Annotated in this window: 15 protein-coding genes, 1 tRNA gene, 2 rRNA genes, 1 other RNA gene and 1 other annotated feature; of the genes, 15 read left to right on the top strand and 4 right to left on the bottom strand. The window is 40.1% G+C overall.

Going from position 1 to position 16,508, the window contains the following annotated elements:
• Positions 1 to 102, top strand: a 5S ribosomal RNA gene (gene rrf, locus FAR12_RS22775); the annotation flags it as partial.
• A 1,013-nt stretch (positions 103 to 1,115) separates the two neighbouring features.
• Here the strand turns inward: rrf and FAR12_RS22770 are convergent.
• Positions 1,116 to 2,075: a YaaC family protein gene (locus FAR12_RS22770; protein ID WP_246010483.1), complete on the bottom strand. Its 960-nt coding sequence runs from the start codon at positions 2,073 to 2,075 to the stop codon at positions 1,116 to 1,118.
• Positions 2,076 to 2,184: 109 nt separating this feature from the next.
• Between FAR12_RS22770 and guaB the strand changes: the two genes are divergently transcribed.
• The 6 genes from guaB (at position 2,185) to FAR12_RS22740 (ending at position 8,703) form a co-directional block, all read left to right on the top strand.
• Complete coding sequence (gene guaB, locus FAR12_RS22765; RefSeq protein WP_126411046.1) at positions 2,185 to 3,651, top strand: IMP dehydrogenase; 1,467 nt, start codon at positions 2,185 to 2,187, stop codon at positions 3,649 to 3,651.
• A 192-nt stretch (positions 3,652 to 3,843) separates the two neighbouring features.
• Positions 3,844 to 5,217, top strand: coding sequence for a D-alanyl-D-alanine carboxypeptidase family protein (locus tag FAR12_RS22760; RefSeq protein WP_126411045.1), 1,374 nt, complete (start codon positions 3,844 to 3,846; stop codon positions 5,215 to 5,217).
• A 187-nt stretch (positions 5,218 to 5,404) separates the two neighbouring features.
• Positions 5,405 to 6,286 (top strand): pyridoxal 5'-phosphate synthase lyase subunit PdxS, encoded by an 882-nt coding sequence (gene pdxS, locus FAR12_RS22755; protein ID WP_126411044.1) that lies wholly within the window; start codon positions 5,405 to 5,407, stop codon positions 6,284 to 6,286.
• Between the two features lie 6 nt (positions 6,287 to 6,292).
• Positions 6,293 to 6,871, top strand: coding sequence for a pyridoxal 5'-phosphate synthase glutaminase subunit PdxT (gene pdxT, locus FAR12_RS22750; protein WP_126411047.1), 579 nt, complete (start codon positions 6,293 to 6,295; stop codon positions 6,869 to 6,871).
• Positions 6,872 to 6,925: 54 nt separating this feature from the next.
• Positions 6,926 to 7,150: a binding site (T-box leader), on the top strand.
• A gap of 53 nt (positions 7,151 to 7,203) precedes the next feature.
• Positions 7,204 to 8,478, top strand: coding sequence for a serine--tRNA ligase (gene serS / locus FAR12_RS22745; protein ID WP_126411043.1), 1,275 nt, complete (start codon positions 7,204 to 7,206; stop codon positions 8,476 to 8,478).
• A gap of 132 nt (positions 8,479 to 8,610) precedes the next feature.
• A tRNA-Ser gene (locus FAR12_RS22740) sits at positions 8,611 to 8,703 on the top strand.
• A gap of 359 nt (positions 8,704 to 9,062) precedes the next feature.
• On the opposite strand, the gene FAR12_RS22735 is transcribed toward FAR12_RS22740, so the two are convergent.
• The 3 genes from FAR12_RS22735 to FAR12_RS22725 form a co-directional block, all read right to left on the bottom strand.
• A complete protein-coding gene (locus FAR12_RS22735; RefSeq protein ID WP_126411042.1) occupies positions 9,063 to 9,719 on the bottom strand; it encodes a deoxynucleoside kinase in 657 nt (218 codons plus the stop codon).
• 17 nt (positions 9,720 to 9,736) lie between these two features.
• On the bottom strand, positions 9,737 to 10,357 hold the full coding sequence (locus tag FAR12_RS22730; protein WP_126411041.1) for a deoxynucleoside kinase: 621 nt from the start codon (positions 10,355 to 10,357) through the stop codon (positions 9,737 to 9,739).
• A 158-nt stretch (positions 10,358 to 10,515) separates the two neighbouring features.
• Positions 10,516 to 11,799: a glycoside hydrolase family 18 protein gene (locus tag FAR12_RS22725; RefSeq protein WP_126411040.1), complete on the bottom strand. Its 1,284-nt coding sequence runs from the start codon at positions 11,797 to 11,799 to the stop codon at positions 10,516 to 10,518.
• A 119-nt stretch (positions 11,800 to 11,918) separates the two neighbouring features.
• Between FAR12_RS22725 and tadA the strand changes: the two genes are divergently transcribed.
• The 8 genes from tadA to FAR12_RS22685 form a co-directional block, all read left to right on the top strand.
• Positions 11,919 to 12,416: a tRNA adenosine(34) deaminase TadA gene (gene tadA, locus FAR12_RS22720; RefSeq protein ID WP_126411039.1), complete on the top strand. Its 498-nt coding sequence runs from the start codon at positions 11,919 to 11,921 to the stop codon at positions 12,414 to 12,416.
• Between the two features lie 54 nt (positions 12,417 to 12,470).
• An RNA gene (gene ffs / locus FAR12_RS22715) (signal recognition particle sRNA large type) lies at positions 12,471 to 12,735 on the top strand.
• A gap of 163 nt (positions 12,736 to 12,898) precedes the next feature.
• Complete coding sequence (gene dnaX / locus FAR12_RS22710) at positions 12,899 to 14,596, top strand: DNA polymerase III subunit gamma/tau (RefSeq protein ID WP_126411038.1); 1,698 nt, start codon at positions 12,899 to 12,901, stop codon at positions 14,594 to 14,596.
• A 15-nt stretch (positions 14,597 to 14,611) separates the two neighbouring features.
• Positions 14,612 to 14,932 carry a YbaB/EbfC family nucleoid-associated protein gene (locus tag FAR12_RS22705; RefSeq protein ID WP_019157245.1) on the top strand — a complete coding sequence of 107 codons (321 nt, stop codon included), beginning with the start codon at positions 14,612 to 14,614 and terminating at the stop codon, positions 14,930 to 14,932.
• A 13-nt stretch (positions 14,933 to 14,945) separates the two neighbouring features.
• Positions 14,946 to 15,542, top strand: coding sequence for a recombination mediator RecR (gene recR / locus FAR12_RS22700; protein WP_126411037.1), 597 nt, complete (start codon positions 14,946 to 14,948; stop codon positions 15,540 to 15,542).
• Positions 15,543 to 15,563: 21 nt separating this feature from the next.
• The gene (locus FAR12_RS22695; RefSeq protein WP_126411036.1) at positions 15,564 to 15,782 is read left to right on the top strand and encodes a YaaL family protein; all 219 of its coding nucleotides are present in this window, start codon (positions 15,564 to 15,566) and stop codon (positions 15,780 to 15,782) included.
• Between the two features lie 83 nt (positions 15,783 to 15,865).
• A complete protein-coding gene (locus FAR12_RS22690) occupies positions 15,866 to 16,129 on the top strand; it encodes a pro-sigmaK processing inhibitor BofA family protein (protein ID WP_126411035.1) in 264 nt (87 codons plus the stop codon).
• Between the two features lie 276 nt (positions 16,130 to 16,405).
• Positions 16,406 to 16,508, top strand: a 16S ribosomal RNA gene (locus FAR12_RS22685); the annotation flags it as partial.

Here is a 16,508-nt window from a genome sequence, read left to right as displayed (position 1 = left end):
GAGAAGGTCACACCCGTTCCCATACCGAACACGGAAGTTAAGCTTCTCAGCGCCGATGGTAGTTAGGGGCTGTCCCCTTGTGAGAGTAGGACGTTGCCGGGCAAAGCGAAAGAGTATCCAATGGGGTACTCTTTTTTGTATGTGAAAATATTGTCCGTAAGGACAATGAAAAAGAAAAACAAACTTGAAAGTAGAAACACGAGGTTGGCTAGGACCGAGGAGGACAAGGAAGCGAGGGAGAGAAGCCCGGAGCGTACGATGTACGCGAGGACTGAATGAGCGAAGCTGACGAAGAGATCCGACGGTCATAGACGACCAGAGTCCGAACACGGAAGTTAAGCTTCTCAGCGCCGATGGTAGTTAGGGGCTGTCCCCTTGTGAGAGTAGGACGTTGCCGGGCAAATCAAAAGAGTATCCAAAGGGTACTCTTTTTTTGTATGTGAAAATATTGTCCGTAAGGACAATGAACAAAAGAAACAAAGTAAAAAGTAAAAAACACGAGGTTGGCTAGGACCGAGGAGGTCAAGGAAGCGAGGGAGAGAAGCCCGGAGCGTACGATGTACGCGAGGACTGAACGAGCGAAGCTGACGAAGAGATCCGATGGTCATAGACGACCAGAGTCCGAACACGGAAGTTAAGCTTCGGCGCCGATGGTAGTTAGGGGCTGTCCCCTTGTGAGAGTAGGACGTTGCCGGGCAAAGCGAAAGAGTATCCAAAGGGTACTCTTTTTTTGATCTAAGCTCTAATAAAGGTGAGTGTTAAATTTATTACATTGAAAAATAGGAGGAAAAATTCCGGCTAAATCAGAAATGTGCTCTACTTCTCTATAAATAAGCGGAATTTTTCCGGTTAAGCCATACATATTTCATGATTTTAAGCCTTATTAGGTCATTTAGCGAAAAATCTCCGCCTATTTCACGTAATGTCTATTAATTTTCTAAAATAAACGGAATTTCTCCGGTTAAGTGGGTATAGTGAGTACACCTGACGAAGAGATCCGGCGTTCGGAGCCGGCCTAATAAGAAGAACCATAAAGATAAAAGTCACCATGGCAAAGTTCATGGTGACTTTTACTATATAAAGGCATGATGCCGGCCGCATCATTAGATAAAGACTTACTTTTTCTTACTTATTAGCTGCTGATAGATTAAAAATGGTCCTTTGTCTAAGGTGATGTGTAAAAAGGTTTCGATTAAAGGGAAATCTTTTGTAGGCATGGTTTTAACAAGTTCACTCCACCATTCGGTTTCGTATCTAGCAATCATACTTAGATTGTAGAGTAGGAGGTAGTGAACCAGTAGTTCATTTAACATGAAGCCCTGTTCTTTCATTAGAGGTAGGGCAAAGGATTGTTTAAAAAGATTGTATTTCAATGGAGTATAGTCGTAATCGTTCTGTCCTTCTCTTTCAAAGACAAGAAAATTCTTATCAAAATGTTTGAACGTATATTCAGCCGTGGAAGCTTTGCTGATAAAAAAATCTACAAAACGGTTTTCTGTCATATGAAAAACGTCTAGAACCTTCACAGGAATAGAAAGAATATTACGCTCCTCGTTCACATTTACAAAGGAATGTCTTCCATCTAATTGATGAATTAAATCTGATAGCTCGGGTATCTGTTTGAGAAGACTATCCATGGAGACCTTATCTCCTTCTATCTGTTTCATGTGAAACAATTTTTCAGAAATAAAGGGAAATAGTCCAGTCTTTTGAAATTTTACTTCATCCTGGGAAAAGTGATATTGCTGTTTCTTTCTTTTTCTTGCCGATACCCCGTGAGCAAGTACTGAAGTCGTTTCCGGATAGTCTGGGTCAACAGTTAGGATACAGGCCTTAATTAAATGAACAAATCCATAGAAGAGCAAAATGGGTTGGATAATTAAAGGAGAAGTTTTGGCTTGTTCGTAATATATTTTCCCATGTTCGAGATAGTATATAAAAGGGTAGCAATTTTCGTAAGCTTTTTGTTCGGGCTGTTCAATCCCATTTTTTAAATAGCAATTCTTAAGAAAGTTTTGCGTATAGCTAGCAGAGAAAAACATCGAGAATAAAGACCAATGAAAAGTAGACAACAGGCTTACCTCCAAGTTATTAGAAAAATCAAACATATAAGCTTATCCTTGACAGTATTTTAACCAATTGATAACCTACTAATAATATTTTCGAGTCTAGGAGGTCAAAAAGATGTGGGAAAATAAGTTTGCTAAAGAAGGATTAACCTTTGATGATGTTCTTTTGATTCCAGGTAAATCAGAAGTTTTACCGAAGGATGTTAATTTGCAGGTACAGCTTACGGATAAAGTTAGATTAAATATTCCGATCATCAGTGCTGGAATGGATACTGTTACTGAAGCAGAAATGGCAATTGCGATGGCAAGACAAGGTGGGTTAGGCATAATCCATAAAAATATGTCAATTGAGCAACAAGCTGATCAAGTGTTAAAAGTAAAACGCTCTGAAAGTGGAGTTATTACGAATCCATTTTTCCTAACCCCTGACCACCAAGTTTATGATGCTGAGCATCTCATGGGAAAATACCGAATTTCTGGTGTCCCTATTGTCAACAATGAAGAAGAGCAAAAGCTTGTTGGCATTATTACCAACCGTGACCTCCGTTTTATTCAAGATTACTCCATCATTATTTCTGATGTGATGACAAAGGAAAACCTCGTTACTGCTCCAGTCGGAACGACTTTGGACGAAGCAGAAAAGATTTTACAAAAGTATAAAATTGAAAAATTACCACTTGTAGATGAAAATGGCATTTTGAAGGGTTTAATTACAATCAAGGATATTGAAAAAGTAATTGAATTCCCGAACTCTGCAAAGGACCATTCAGGCCGTTTGTTAGTAGGAGCAGCAGTAGGTGTTACGAAAGATACGATGAAGCGTGTAGAAGAGCTTGTGAAGGCTCATGTTGACGTTCTTGTTGTTGATACAGCACATGGTCATTCTAAAGGGGTAATCGAGACGGTTCGCCAAATTCGAGAGGCTCATCCAAATGTAGGACTAATTGCTGGAAACGTGGCAACGGCAGAGGCAACAAGAGAATTAATTGAGGCTGGAGCCGATATTGTCAAAGTTGGAATCGGACCAGGTTCAATTTGTACGACTCGTGTTGTTGCTGGTGTAGGTGTCCCACAAATTACGGCCGTTTATGATTGTGCAACAGAAGCTCGAAAACACGGAAAAGCGATTATTGCCGATGGTGGCATTAAATACTCTGGAGATATCGTGAAGGCACTAGCATCTGGTGGCCACGCAGTAATGCTTGGTAGCTTACTTGCTGGGGTGTCAGAAAGTCCAGGTGAAACGGAAATCTACCAAGGACGTCGCTTTAAGGTATATCGCGGTATGGGCTCCGTGGCTGCGATGGAAAAAGGCTCAAAGGACAGGTATTTCCAAGAGGATAATAAAAAGTTTGTCCCAGAAGGAATTGAAGGTAGACTTCCGTATAAAGGACCTCTTCAAGATACTATCTATCAATTAGTAGGCGGTATTCGTTCTGGAATGGGATATTGCGGAACAAAAGATTTATTAGCCTTAAGAGAGAACGCCCAATTCATTCGTATGACAGGTGCAGGACTCCGCGAGAGTCATCCGCATGATGTTCAAATTACGAAAGAGGCTCCAAACTATTCGATGTCATAATAAATCAAAGGCTGACCATCATACTCTGAACGACTAGTTCATTGGTGGTCAGTTTTTTTTGTGGATTCCATGGTAAATTAGAGTGCAAAATCAGGACATTCAGACTAAAAATAGGAAAATACTCTATCTATTATTGGATTTGGAACTATGTTAAAATAACAAGAGTGTAAATGAAGACTGGGAGGGCTCATCATGAAAAAAAGCTTAATACAAAAAGGGCTATTATGTTTTTTAACGTTTGTATTAATGTTAGGAATAATACAAAAGCCAGCTGCAGCTGCTGCACCAATAGATATTAATGCCAATGCAGTAATTTTAGTAGATGCTAAAACAGGAAAGATTCTCTATGAAAAAAATGCTGAGACTGTACTAGGAATTGCTAGTATGACTAAAATGATGACTGAGTATCTTCTTTTAGAAGCTGTTAAAGAAGGAAAAGTAAAGTGGGATCAAACCTATACAGTTTCACCAGCTTTATCAGAGATGTCTCATAATACGGCATTGAGCAATGTATATTTGCGCAATGGTGGAACTTATAAGCTTGAGGATTTATATTCTGCAATGGCGATCGAATCTGCCAATGCGGCTACTACTGCTGTAGCTGAAATAGTTGCAGGTTCTGAACCTAATTTTGTTAAATTGATGAATGAAAAAGCGGAAGAACTGGGACTAGGAGAGTTTAAATTCGTCAATGCATCAGGAATAAATAACCGTGATTTAGTGAAGTACTTCCCAGACCAAATTGTTGGTGAACCTGAAGAAGAAAATGTGATGTCTGCCAGAGCGGTTGCGAAATTGGCTTATCATTTATTAAAGGACTTTCCAGAAGTATTAGAGACATCTAGTATTCCTGAAAAGACTTTTGCTGAAGGTACGGAAGATGCGTTTGTTATGGATAACTGGAACTATATGCTCGAGAGCTATAAAAATCTAGCTGAGGATTATCCAAACTATCAACAATTTACTTATGAAGGTCTAGATGGTTTAAAGACAGGGACTACAGATTTTGCTGGTGCATGTTTTACTGGAACAGCGGAAAGAAATGGTCAAAGATATATTACAGTTGTGATGGGAACAAAATCGCAAACAGCTCGTTTTGTTGAAACAAGAAAGTTATTAGACTTTGCCTTTAACAACTTTACTAAAGAAGAAATTGTACCCGCAAATTATCAAATAAAGGGAACAAAGACTGTACCTGTTGCAAAAGGTAAAGAAGACAGTGTGAAAATCCACACGAAAGAAGCACTTACGAGTGTAGTAAGCGTGGATCAGAAAGACAACTTCGAAACAGTTCTTGAGCTTGATGAAAAGAAATTAAATAAAGATGGCGAGTTAACGGCTCCTATTAAAAAAGGAGATAAGATCGGTACGTTAACAATCAAAGCTAAGGATGGCGAAGAGGCAATTTTCTTAAGTGAAGATGGTCAAAAGAGTCAAACTGTTGATCTAGTAGCAGCAGAGGATGTTGAAAAAGCGAACTGGTTCGTGCTTATGATGCGTGGAATCGGCGGATTCTTCGGAGATTTATTCGGAGGTGTAGCATCAGCGGTAAAAGGCTGGTTCTAAATGAATATTTACAAAAAAGGGGTTTCCTGTATTGACAGGAGCCCTTTTTTATTGTTTATTTTCATTAGGAAAGAAACTCATTCCGATAGATTTAGTAGACTTTTTAAGTAAGAACGACGAGCTTCGAAAAAAGACTAAGGATCGTTTTTTGCTTCAAGCAAAAAACTCTAGGAGAGGGGATAGGAACGTGAAGACAGGAACAGATCATGTTAAACGTGGTATGGCTGAAATGCAAAAAGGTGGCGTCATTATGGACGTTGTCAATGCTGAGCAGGCGAGGATTGCAGAAGAAGCAGGTGCTGTTGCGGTAATGGCACTAGAAAGAGTCCCATCTGATATTCGGGCTGCTGGTGGAGTAGCGCGTATGGCAGACCCCCGAATTGTTGAGCAAGTCATGAATGCTGTGTCCATTCCTGTAATGGCAAAAGCCCGAATTGGTCACATTGTAGAAGCAAGAGTTTTAGAAGCAATGGGTGTTGATTACATCGATGAGAGTGAAGTATTAACACCGGCAGATGAAGAGTTCCATTTGAACAAAAGAGATTATACGGTCCCATTTGTTTGTGGTTGTCGTGACTTAGGGGAAGCTGCTCGTCGTATCGGTGAAGGCGCTTCGATGTTACGGACAAAAGGCGAACCAGGAACAGGGAATATTGTTGAGGCGGTTCGCCATATCAGAAAAGTAAATGCACAGGTTCGAAAATTGGTGCACATGAGTGAAGATGAAGTGATGACGGAAGCAAAGCTCCTAGGGGCACCTTATGAGCTTCTATTAGAGATTAAGAGACTTGGACGTTTGCCAGTAGTGAACTTCGCCGCTGGTGGGGTAGCAACGCCTGCTGACGCTGCTTTGATGATGGAATTAGGAGCAGATGGCGTATTTGTTGGCTCTGGAATCTTCAAATCCGAAAATCCAGCTAAATTCGCTCGTGCGATTGTAGAGGCTACAACACACTACCAAGACTATAAATTGATTGCAGAGCTATCCAAAGAGCTAGGAACACCGATGAAAGGGATTGAAATTTCAGCTCTAGCTCCTGAAGCACGCATGCAAGAACGTGGCTGGTAAAAGATGATGGTGAAGGTAGGAGTATTAGCGCTACAAGGGGCGGTTCGCGAGCATATTCAAGCGATCGAAGCTTGTGGAGCAGAAGCAGTTATCATTAAGAAAAACGAACAGCTAGAAGAAATAGATGGGTTAGTCATACCTGGTGGCGAGAGTACAGCGATTAGAAGATTAATCGATAAATATAATTTCATGGAGGGCCTAAAAAGTTTCGCCCAAAATGGCAAGCCAATGTTTGGGACATGCGCTGGACTTATTTTACTAGCGAAAAATTTAGTTGGTGATGATGAACCACATATTGGTGTGATGGATGTGACCGTTGAGAGAAACTCTTTCGGTCGACAAAGGGAGAGCTTTGAAGCCAATTTAGATATTGCTGGCATTGCTGATGACTTTAATGCTGTCTTCATTCGTGCTCCTCATATAGTTCAAGCTGGTGAAAATGTCGAGGTGCTAGCCAAGCATAATGAACGCATTGTGATGGCGAGAGAGGGAAATCTATTAGGGTGCTCCTTTCATCCAGAGTTAACGGATGACTATCGTATTACTGCCTATTTTATTAATATGATCAAAGAATCAATTGTATAAAAGGGTTGCAATTGGAAGATAATTATAGTAAATTAAGAGACAAAATTCCCTATAGCAAAAGCAATGAGAGGAAATAGTAGCAGGAACTCCGTTCGAATAGAGAGCTGATGGTCGGTGCAAATCAGTGAATGGACCTTGTGAATCCATCCTTGAGTGGAGTATGGAACGCCTTATTATGGGGTTAGTAAATACTTTCGGGTAAAACCGTTATTGATTTAAGGTGGAAAGCTTTTTTTGCTTTCAACTAGGGTGGCAACGCGGGTAACTCTCGTCCCTTTTTTAGGGGACGGGAGTTTTTTGTTGTTTTTTAAAATAAATGGGAGGTTTTTGAAATGTTAGATCTTAAGTATTTACGTGCCAATTTTGAAGAAGTAAAAGCAAAGCTTCAGCATCGTGGTGAGGATTTATCTGACTTCGATAAATTTGAAGAGCTAGACACAAGAAGAAGAGAGTTAATTGTTGAGGCAGAAGCATTAAAGAGTAAGCGCAATGAGGTAACTCAGCAGGTTGCAGCTCTTAAGAGAGAAAAGCAAAACGCTGATCACTTAATTACTGAAATGCGTGAAGTTGGCGACAAAATCAAGGTGTTGGATGAAGAGCTTCGCGTAGTAGAAGAAACACTTGAAAACCTAATGCTAAGCATTCCGAATATCCCTCATGAAAGTGTTCCTGTAGGGGAATCTGAGGATGATAACATCCTTCATAGAACTTGGGGTGAGGTAAGACAGTTTGATTTTGAACCAAAGCCTCACTGGGAAGTAGCTGACAAATTAGGTATTTTAGATTTTGAACGAGCAGGAAAAGTAACTGGAAGCCGTTTTGTTTTTTATAAAGGGCTTGGAGCACGTCTTGAACGAGCGTTATTTAACTTTATGCTTGATCTTCATACAGAAGAGCATGGCTACCAAGAAATCTTACCTCCATACATGGTGAACCGTGCAAGTATGACGGGTACAGGTCAGCTACCGAAGTTTGAAGAGGATGCTTTCTTGATTGAAAGTGAGGATTATTTCTTAATTCCAACTGCTGAGGTGCCAGTGACAAACTATCACCGTGACGAAATCTTAAACGGCGAAGAACTTCCAATCAACTATGCAGCTTTCAGTGCATGCTTCCGTTCTGAAGCGGGTTCTGCTGGAAGAGACACACGTGGTTTAATCCGTCAGCATCAGTTTAATAAAGTAGAGCTTGTGAAATTTGTTAAGCCTGAGGATTCTTATGAGGAGCTTGAAAAGCTTACAGGTAATGCTGAAAAAGTCCTTCAGTTATTAGGTCTTCCATACCGTGTGATGAGGATGTGTACTGGTGATTTAGGCTTTACGGCTGCAAAGAAATACGATATTGAAGTATGGATTCCAAGCTATGATACGTACCGTGAAATTTCTTCTTGTAGTAATTTCGAAAGCTTCCAGGCTCGTCGTGCGAATATCCGCTTCCGTAGAGATCCAAAGGGCAAACCAGAGCATGTTCATACATTAAATGGTTCTGGTCTTGCAATTGGAAGAACCGTAGCAGCAATTTTAGAAAATTATCAGCAAGCTGATGGAAGTGTCGTTATTCCAGAGGTGCTTCGTCCTTACATGGGAAATCGTGAAGTGATTAAATAATAGTTGGAGAACGAGATTAATCTCGTTCTCTTCTTGTTTTATTTGAAAGCAGTTGTGGCATAATAGTAAAAACAAAATGATTTTTTTGTTGACACGACCAAATAGAAATGATATAGTATCTTTTGTCGATACGGAGGAATACCCAAGTCCGGCTGAAGGGATCGGTCTTGAAAACCGACAGGCGGGTCAAACCGCGCAGGGGTTCGAATCCCCTTTCCTCCTCCATTGATATTGTTGAAAAGCAAAGCGCATAAATTGGAGATTTAAAATCCGTTACGTAAACCGTAGCGGATTTTTTTTATATAGAGGATCTTTTCGCAAAGATTGTTGCTTTTAGAAAAAAATGTTTAAATTACTAGCGATATTGCCTTTTAAAAACAATGAAAAGAAGCGAAAAGTGCCGTGCAAAAATAATTTGTAGCACTAAACCACCCAAGGGGTGGCAGCGCCACACAGAAGGTGTAAATGTCGGCCTTAGGACATTTACAAAAAAACAACAAGCAATAAGAAAACGACGTATAGAAAAAAATGCGGCGATAAAGAGTGAACTTTTATCGCCGCATTATATTTGCTTGTTCTAATACTTATTTATTGATATTTAAAATCCGTGAAATTTGCTCAAGGATTGGCTCGATTGAGGCACCTTCCTCTTGAAGGTCATAATCCTTAATGTTTAAGCGAAGAATTGGACAAGCACTGAAATGGCTAATCCAGTCTTCATAGCGTCCGTGCATTTCTTGCCAATAATCAATTGGTGTTTCTTGCTCCATCGTGCGACCGCGTTTTTGGATTCGATAAAGGATATCGTCTAATGAGCCTTCCAAATAAATTAACAAGTCGGGATGTGGGAAGTAAGGCGTCATAACCATTGCTTCAAAAAGGCTTGTATAAGTTTCATAATCAACCTTGGACATCGTACCCTTATCAAAATGCATTTTGGCAAAAATACCAGTGTCCTCGTAAATGGAGCGATCCTGAATAAATCCTCCACCATATTCGAACATTCTCTTTTGCTCCTTAAAACGTTCTGCTAAGAAATAGATTTGAAGATGGAAGCTCCATCGTTCAAAATCCTTATAAAATTTATCTAAGTAAGGATTATCGTGAACGCGTTCAAAAGAAGTTTTGAATTGTAGTGCCTCTGCTAACGCTGTTGTCATCGTCGATTTTCCTACACCAACAGTTCCTGCAATCGTAATGACGGCATTCTTTGGGATATTGTATTTCTCACGAAGATTCATGAAAGTTTCTCCTTCTATCATAGTAATCGGTCCAATTGGGCAAGAATATTGTCTAAATCCTGCTTATTATTAACAAAATCCATATTGTCACCATTTAAGCGGAGGATCGGAATATTTGGATTTTGTTTTTCGAATTCCTGCATTGCTTGTTCATAATCTAGGGATAATTGCTGTAAATAATCTGGGCTTATATTCTTCTCTTGTGAGCGACCGCGATGGTTAATTCGGGATAAAAGTGTATCTAAACTTGCCTGTAAATAAATCATAATATTAGGCTTGGGCATATCTTTTGTTAAAATGTCATAGATGTCTAAGTACTTTGGATATTCTTCTTCCTTTAACGTACGTCGAGCAAAAATTAAGTTTTTATAAATATGATAATCCGCTACAACGGGAATATTTTTATTTAAAAAATGCTCTTTAATATCGCTTAATTGCTTATATCGGTTACAAAGGAAAAACATTTCCGTTTGGAAGCTCCACTCTTCTAAATTCTCGTAAAATCTTTCTAAGAACGGGTTTTCATCCACAATTTCAAGCAGCAGTGGGTAATCATAGTGCTTTGAAATGGCTTTTGCGAGAGAGGTCTTTCCTACACCGATGGGGCCTTCCACTGTAATAAAAGGTACTTCCTTCATCCTTCTAGCTCCTTTGTTTCAAAAATCGACAAAAAATTTCACCTTCACTATAGTACCATTTATTTGGGTGGATTGGGTTAGTAAAAAAACGGTAGAAAGAAATAAATAGGCAAAAAAATACCAAACAGTTCGTGTAAAACTGCTTGGTTGATAGATTTCTAGCGTTTCGTGACATTAAAATTTTCTACAATTAATAACCAATTTTGTGGGAAGGATAAGCCGAGCTTCCAATAGCTCATTCCTCTTAAATTGAGTTCCTTGATTAAATCAAATTTCGCCTGAATGCTCCTGGCATCCTCAAACCATACCTCGTGGCGTCTACCTTCACTATCCGTGTAATTAAAAAATGGTGCTTGTGCTTCAGTATCGAATTGGATGGCAACATTGTTATCTGCTGCTATTTGGATTGCTTGTTGGGGACTAACAGCTCTTGCGACACTTCCTTGGACAAATGGCAAGGTCCAATCATAGCCATATAAGTTTTGCCCCATCATAATTTTGTTTGCAGGCATTTCCGTTAGGGCATATTCAATGACATCCCGTACAGGTCCAATCGGAGAGACGGCCATCGCAGGTCCGCCGCTATAGCCCCATTCATATGTCATAATGACAACAAAGTCGACGATTTCTCCATGTGCCCGGTAATCGTGAGCCTCATACCAGGCCCCTTCTTGTTCAGCACTTGTTTTTGGTGCGAGAGCGGTTGAGATTAACCACCCTTGCTCAGAAAAGCGCGCTTTTGCTTTTCGTAAAAAATTGTTGTAAGCTTCCCGATCAGCTGGACGTAAGTATTCCATGTCAAAATGGATATCTCGGAACCCATACTTTTGAGCAGTTGCGACGATATTATCGAGGAAAGTATTTTGGACGTCCATATCATTTAAAAGGATACGTCCGAGCTCGTCGCTAAATTGGTCGTTCTCCTGATTGGTGATGACCATCATAAGAATGACATCGTTTGCTCTCGCTATCGCTGGGAAATCATTTAATAAAGGCTCTCTTAATGTTCCATCCCGTTGTGCTTGAAAACTAAAGGGTGCTAAGTATGTTAAGTATGGGGCAGCATCTCTGGCGCTTTCAACGAGCTCTGGAGCAACCGTTGTCCCTCTGGGTTCTACATAAGCATTAAATTCAGCCTCTCTTTTCGGCCTTTCTGGAATGTAAATCCGAGTGCCAACATTTAAGGGTTGAGTGGCAGATATTCCATTAATAGAGGCAAGTTGCTGATAGGACATGTTAAATCTCCTTGCAATCGACCATAAAGTATCTCCTGGTTGAACCCAATAAAAGCGGCCCACAATCGGAATTACTAATGTTTGGCCTATGACTAACCTATTTGGATTTGGAATTTCATTAGCCTCTACGATATCATCTACAGTTGAACCAAAGGCCTGAGCAATTCCAAATAATGATTGATTTTGTTGAACAACATGAATTTGCATATTGTTTCCTCCTTGCCCATTTTTGCGCTACATTCATCCTATGCATATGAGCGGGAGAAATTTACTCACAGATAGAAGTGGGATAAACTATAGAGAAGCGTTTGAATAAGGAGTATCATATGGAAAATGTTAATCATGAAAAATATATGAGGGAAGCCATAATTGAAGCAAAAAAGGCAGAGGCTATCGGCGAGGTTCCTATCGGAGCAATCATTGTTGTCGATAATGAAATTATCGCCCGTGCCCACAATTTAAGAGAATCGAATCAATCATCCATTGCGCATGCAGAAATTCTGGCGATTGATGAAGCTTGCAAGCATCTCGGAAGCTGGAGATTAGAAAGAGCCACTCTTTATGTAACACTCGAGCCATGTCCGATGTGTGCAGGTGCTAGTATGCTGTCCCGGGTAGAGAAAGTTGTCTATGGAGCGAGTGATCCAAAAGGCGGATGCGCTGGTACGTTTATGAATCTTCTTCAAGATGACAGGTTTAACCACCAAAGTGAGGTTGTGACAGGTATTTTAGAGGAAGAATGCGGGCAGTTGCTATCGGACTTTTTTCGAAAGTTAAGAGAAAAGAAAAAGAAAATGAAGCGTGAAATCAGGGATTTACAGTAATTTACATCTGAGAATGATTGATTTTTAGACGGATAACTAGTATACTTGGTTATGCCGTGCTAGGTGGGGAGGTAGCGGTGCCCTGTACTCGCAATCCGCTCTAGCGAGACCGAATTCCTTTCCTAGGCTGATGTCCTGTAGGGCCTGCCTTAGGTAAGTGGTGTTGACGCTCGGGTCCTGCGCAATGGGAATCCATGAACCATGTCAGGTCCGGAAGGAAGCAGCATTAAGTGGACACTCCCATGTGCCGCAGGGTTGCCTGAGCCGAGCTAACTGCCTAAGTAACGCTTATGGGCGTCAGTCGAAGAAAGGTGCACGGCTTTACATACGAATTTAAACTCATCCTTTATATAGGGTGAGTTTTTTTATGTTTAAATTTCTCCTGTATGTTTCTCATTCGAAAAAAATTAAGGTATAATGATGAGGACTATCTAATTCGATTAAAATTGCTTACATATATTAAATGGGAAGGGGGCGTGTCAGTGAGTTATCAAGCTTTATATCGTGTTTGGCGTCCACAGCAATTTTTCGATGTTGTGGGGCAGGAGCATGTAACAAAAACCCTACAAAACGCCCTACTTCAAGAGAAAATTTCGCATGCTTATTTGTTTTCGGGTCCACGTGGAACGGGAAAAACGAGTGCTGCGAAAATTTTAGCGAAGGCTGTGAACTGTGAGAAGGCACCAGTACAGGAACCCTGTAATGAATGTCCTTCTTGTAAGGGAATTACGGACGGTTCGATTTCGGACGTTATTGAGATCGATGCTGCATCGAATAATGGTGTAGATGAAATAAGAGATATACGCGATAAAGTCAAGTATGCACCTAGCTCCGTTCGGTACAAGGTCTACATTATTGACGAAGTGCATATGCTCTCTATTGGTGCGTTCAATGCTTTACTTAAAACATTAGAAGAGCCACCTCGACATGTCATCTTTATTTTGGCGACGACAGAACCTCATAAAATTCCATTGACCATTCTTTCTAGATGTCAACGCTTTGATTTTAAACGTATATCTGCTAGTGCTATTGTCGATCGAATGAAGCTTATTGTCGATGAAACAGGGGTAGCATGTGAAGATAAGGCTTTGCAGGTTGTTGCAAGAGCGGCTGAAGGTGGAATGCGTGATGCTTTGAGTCTCTTAGACCAGGCGATTTCTTTTAGTCAGGATACGGTAACGGTTGAAGATGCTTTAACGGTGACAGGAGCTGTTTCACAAAACTTTCTTAACCGTTTGGCTCGAGCTGTAAAGGAGAAGAATGTAGCAGATGGGCTCGAGGCGTTAGAGGAACTTCTTTTTCAAGGAAAAGATCCTTCTCGATTTGTAGAGGATTTCATTTTATTTTATCGTGACATGCTTTTATACAAAGCAGCACCGAAATTGGAAGAATCGATGGAAAGAGTCATGCTTGATGAAGAGTTTCAAGAGCTTTCCAAGCAGATCGAGCAAGAGGAAATTTATGAAATTATTGATGTGCTGAACAAGACACAGCAGGAAATGCGTTGGACGAACCATCCGCGAATTTTTCTAGAAGTAGCTATAGTCAAGCTTTGTCAGCTTGCGAATACAACAGGTTCAGCTTCATCAGGTGAAATTGATCGCTTGTTAACAAAGGTATCTCAGTTGGAAGAACAGCTCCAAGAGATAAAGGCGAATGGGGTTCAAGTAAGTGGTGAGCCGCAAGCAGCAGCAAAACCAGCACCGCAAAGAAGTATGCGTAAAGGGTACCAGGCACCTGCAGGGAGAATGAATGAAATCTTAAAGGTTGCCACCAAGAATGATTTAAATATGGTAAAAAGTCGTTGGGGAGAAATGCTAGGTCGACTAGCTCAAAAGCAGATGCGCTCTCAAGCTGCGTTATTAAATGAAGCGGAGCCTGTTGCAGCTTCAACCACCGCTTTTATCATTAAATTTAAATATGAAATCCATTGCCAGATGGCTATGGAGAATGCTAACTTTTTAAATGTCTTAACCAATATATTTGAAGAGCTAGTAGGTAGAAATCTACAAATTGTTGGAGTTCCAGAAGAACAGTGGAATCAGGTTCGTGGGGAATTCATTAAAGGAAACCGCGATGATGACTCCAATGAATTGGTCATGGAACAACCAGAAGACGATTCAGTTGTATCCGAGGCGGTTAAATTATTCGGAGATGCACTTATTGAAATAAAAGAATAATGGAGGATGAAGTATATGCGTGGAATGGGAAATATGCAAAATATGATGAAGCAAATGCAAAAGATGCAAAAGAAAATGGCTGAGGCTCAAGAGGAGCTTGGTGAAAAGCAAATTGAAGGTACTGCTGGCGGCGGTATGGTAACGGTTATTGTTTCCGGACATAAAGAAGTGTTAGAAGTAAAGATTAAAGAAGAAGTTGTAGATCCAGAAGATATCGAAATGTTACAAGACCTTGTGCTTGCTGCAACAAATGATGCTTTGAAAAAGGCAGATGAATTAACAAACCAAACTATGGGGCAATTCACAAAAGGAATGAACCTTCCAGGAATGTTCTAGGAGGGAAAAATACATGTATTATCCTGAACCAATATCTAAGCTGATTGACAGCTTTATGAAATTGCCAGGTATCGGCCCGAAAACGGCCGCGCGTCTGGCATTTTTTGTTTTAAGTATGAAAGAGGATACGGTCCTCGATTTTGCCAAGGCATTAGTCAATGCAAAAAGAAATTTAAGCTATTGTTCCGTATGTGGTCATATTACAGACCAAGATCCGTGCTATATATGTACTGATCAAAGACGTGACAAATCCGTTATTTGTGTCGTTCAGGATCCAAAGGACGTCATAGCAATGGAAAAAATGAAGGAATTTACAGGTCTATATCATGTCTTACATGGCTCCATCTCTCCAATGGACGGGATTGGACCAGAAGATATTAATATCCCCGACTTATTAAAGAGACTTCAGGATGAAACAGTAGAAGAAATTATTCTTGCTACGAACCCGAATATTGAGGGAGAGGCAACAGCTATGTATATTTCTCGCTTGCTTAAACCATCTGGAATCAAAATTACACGAATCGCGCATGGTTTACCTGTAGGTGGAGATTTAGAGTATGCAGATGAAGTTACATTGTCAAAAGCCCTTGAGGGAAGAAGAGAAGTTTAATCATAAGCGGAGGAATTCACCATGTTTTTTCGACGAAAAGGATGGCTGCGCAAAGAATTTGATGAGAAGCTGTTAACGCAGCTTACTGATATAAGAACGGATTGGGCCAATCAAAAAGCACTCGTTGACAAAAGCTTTGATCCTTCTGAAGAAATTTTGAGCTATGCGAAACTAACAGAAGCCAAATATTTTTATTTACTAAAGCAAGCGAAGAACCGAAAAATCAATATTAGAAAATAAAAAAATCCTCCTTCCGAGTCATTATTTAAATAACTTGTACATAGTTTCTATAGTATAGGTTATTTTCGGGAGGAGGATTTTATTTGGAACCAATCGTTGTCATTTCTCTGCTAGGAGGGCTAATTGTTGTATTTCTTTTGGTTGGTGCGCCGTTGAAGCCAATTCGTTTTGTTGGACAAGGTGTTGTCAAACTATTAATTGGAGCTCTATTTTTGTTTTTCTTAAACATTATCGGAACCCAATTCGGAATTCATATTCCGATCAACTTAGCTACCTCCGCAGTTTCAGGATTCCTTGGTATCCCTGGATTATTTGCCTTGGTTGCTATTGATACATGGATTATTTAATTTTTTTATAAAAAAGTGTTGATCTAATGTGATGAGGATGGTAACATAGTAAAAGTCGTCACAAGATAACAAGTTAACTACTTTTAAAAAAGTGTTGACATTCGATTGTGAGAATGATATATTTATAAAGTCGCCTCTAAGCGACGGAGAGAGTTTTCTTTCTAAGAAAATTCATCATTGTACTTTGAAAACTAAACAAATCATACGTCAACGTTAGTTTTATTTTAATGAAAAATATTTTCGCTAACGCGAAATTTCAGAGCTAATTCTTACTCTTTATTGGAGAGTTTGATCCTGGCTCAGGACGAACGCTGGCGGCGTGCCTAATACATGCAAGTCGAGCGGAGAATTAAAAGCTTGCTTTTAATTCTTAGCGGCG

The sequence above is a fragment of the Bacillus yapensis genome (genome assembly GCF_005280205.1).
Lineage (GTDB): Bacteria > Bacillota > Bacilli > Bacillales > Cytobacillaceae > Robertmurraya > Robertmurraya yapensis.
Note: the sequence above shows the minus strand (reverse complement) of the source record. Positions and strands in the feature narration are given on the sequence as shown.

What these genes read in the sequence shown, in the direction of transcription:
- guaB (WP_126411046.1), top strand. Translation starts at nt 2,185, where the DNA reads ATGTGGGAAAATAAGTTTGCTAAAGAAGGATTAACCTTTGATGATGTT.
- FAR12_RS22760 (WP_126411045.1), top strand. Translation starts at nt 3,844, where the DNA reads ATGAAAAAAAGCTTAATACAAAAAGGGCTATTATGTTTTTTAACGTTT.
- pdxT (WP_126411047.1), top strand. Translation starts at nt 6,293, where the DNA reads ATGGTGAAGGTAGGAGTATTAGCGCTACAAGGGGCGGTTCGCGAGCAT.
- serS (WP_126411043.1), top strand. Translation starts at nt 7,204, where the DNA reads ATGTTAGATCTTAAGTATTTACGTGCCAATTTTGAAGAAGTAAAAGCA.
- FAR12_RS22735 (WP_126411042.1), bottom strand. Translation starts at nt 9,719, where the DNA reads ATGAATCTTCGTGAGAAATACAATATCCCAAAGAATGCCGTCATTACG.
- FAR12_RS22730 (WP_126411041.1), bottom strand. Translation starts at nt 10,357, where the DNA reads ATGAAGGAAGTACCTTTTATTACAGTGGAAGGCCCCATCGGTGTAGGA.
- FAR12_RS22725 (WP_126411040.1), bottom strand. Translation starts at nt 11,799, where the DNA reads ATGCAAATTCATGTTGTTCAACAAAATCAATCATTATTTGGAATTGCT.
- tadA (WP_126411039.1), top strand. Translation starts at nt 11,919, where the DNA reads ATGGAAAATGTTAATCATGAAAAATATATGAGGGAAGCCATAATTGAA.
- FAR12_RS22705 (WP_019157245.1), top strand. Translation starts at nt 14,612, where the DNA reads ATGCGTGGAATGGGAAATATGCAAAATATGATGAAGCAAATGCAAAAG.
- recR (WP_126411037.1), top strand. Translation starts at nt 14,946, where the DNA reads ATGTATTATCCTGAACCAATATCTAAGCTGATTGACAGCTTTATGAAA.
- FAR12_RS22695 (WP_126411036.1), top strand. Translation starts at nt 15,564, where the DNA reads ATGTTTTTTCGACGAAAAGGATGGCTGCGCAAAGAATTTGATGAGAAG.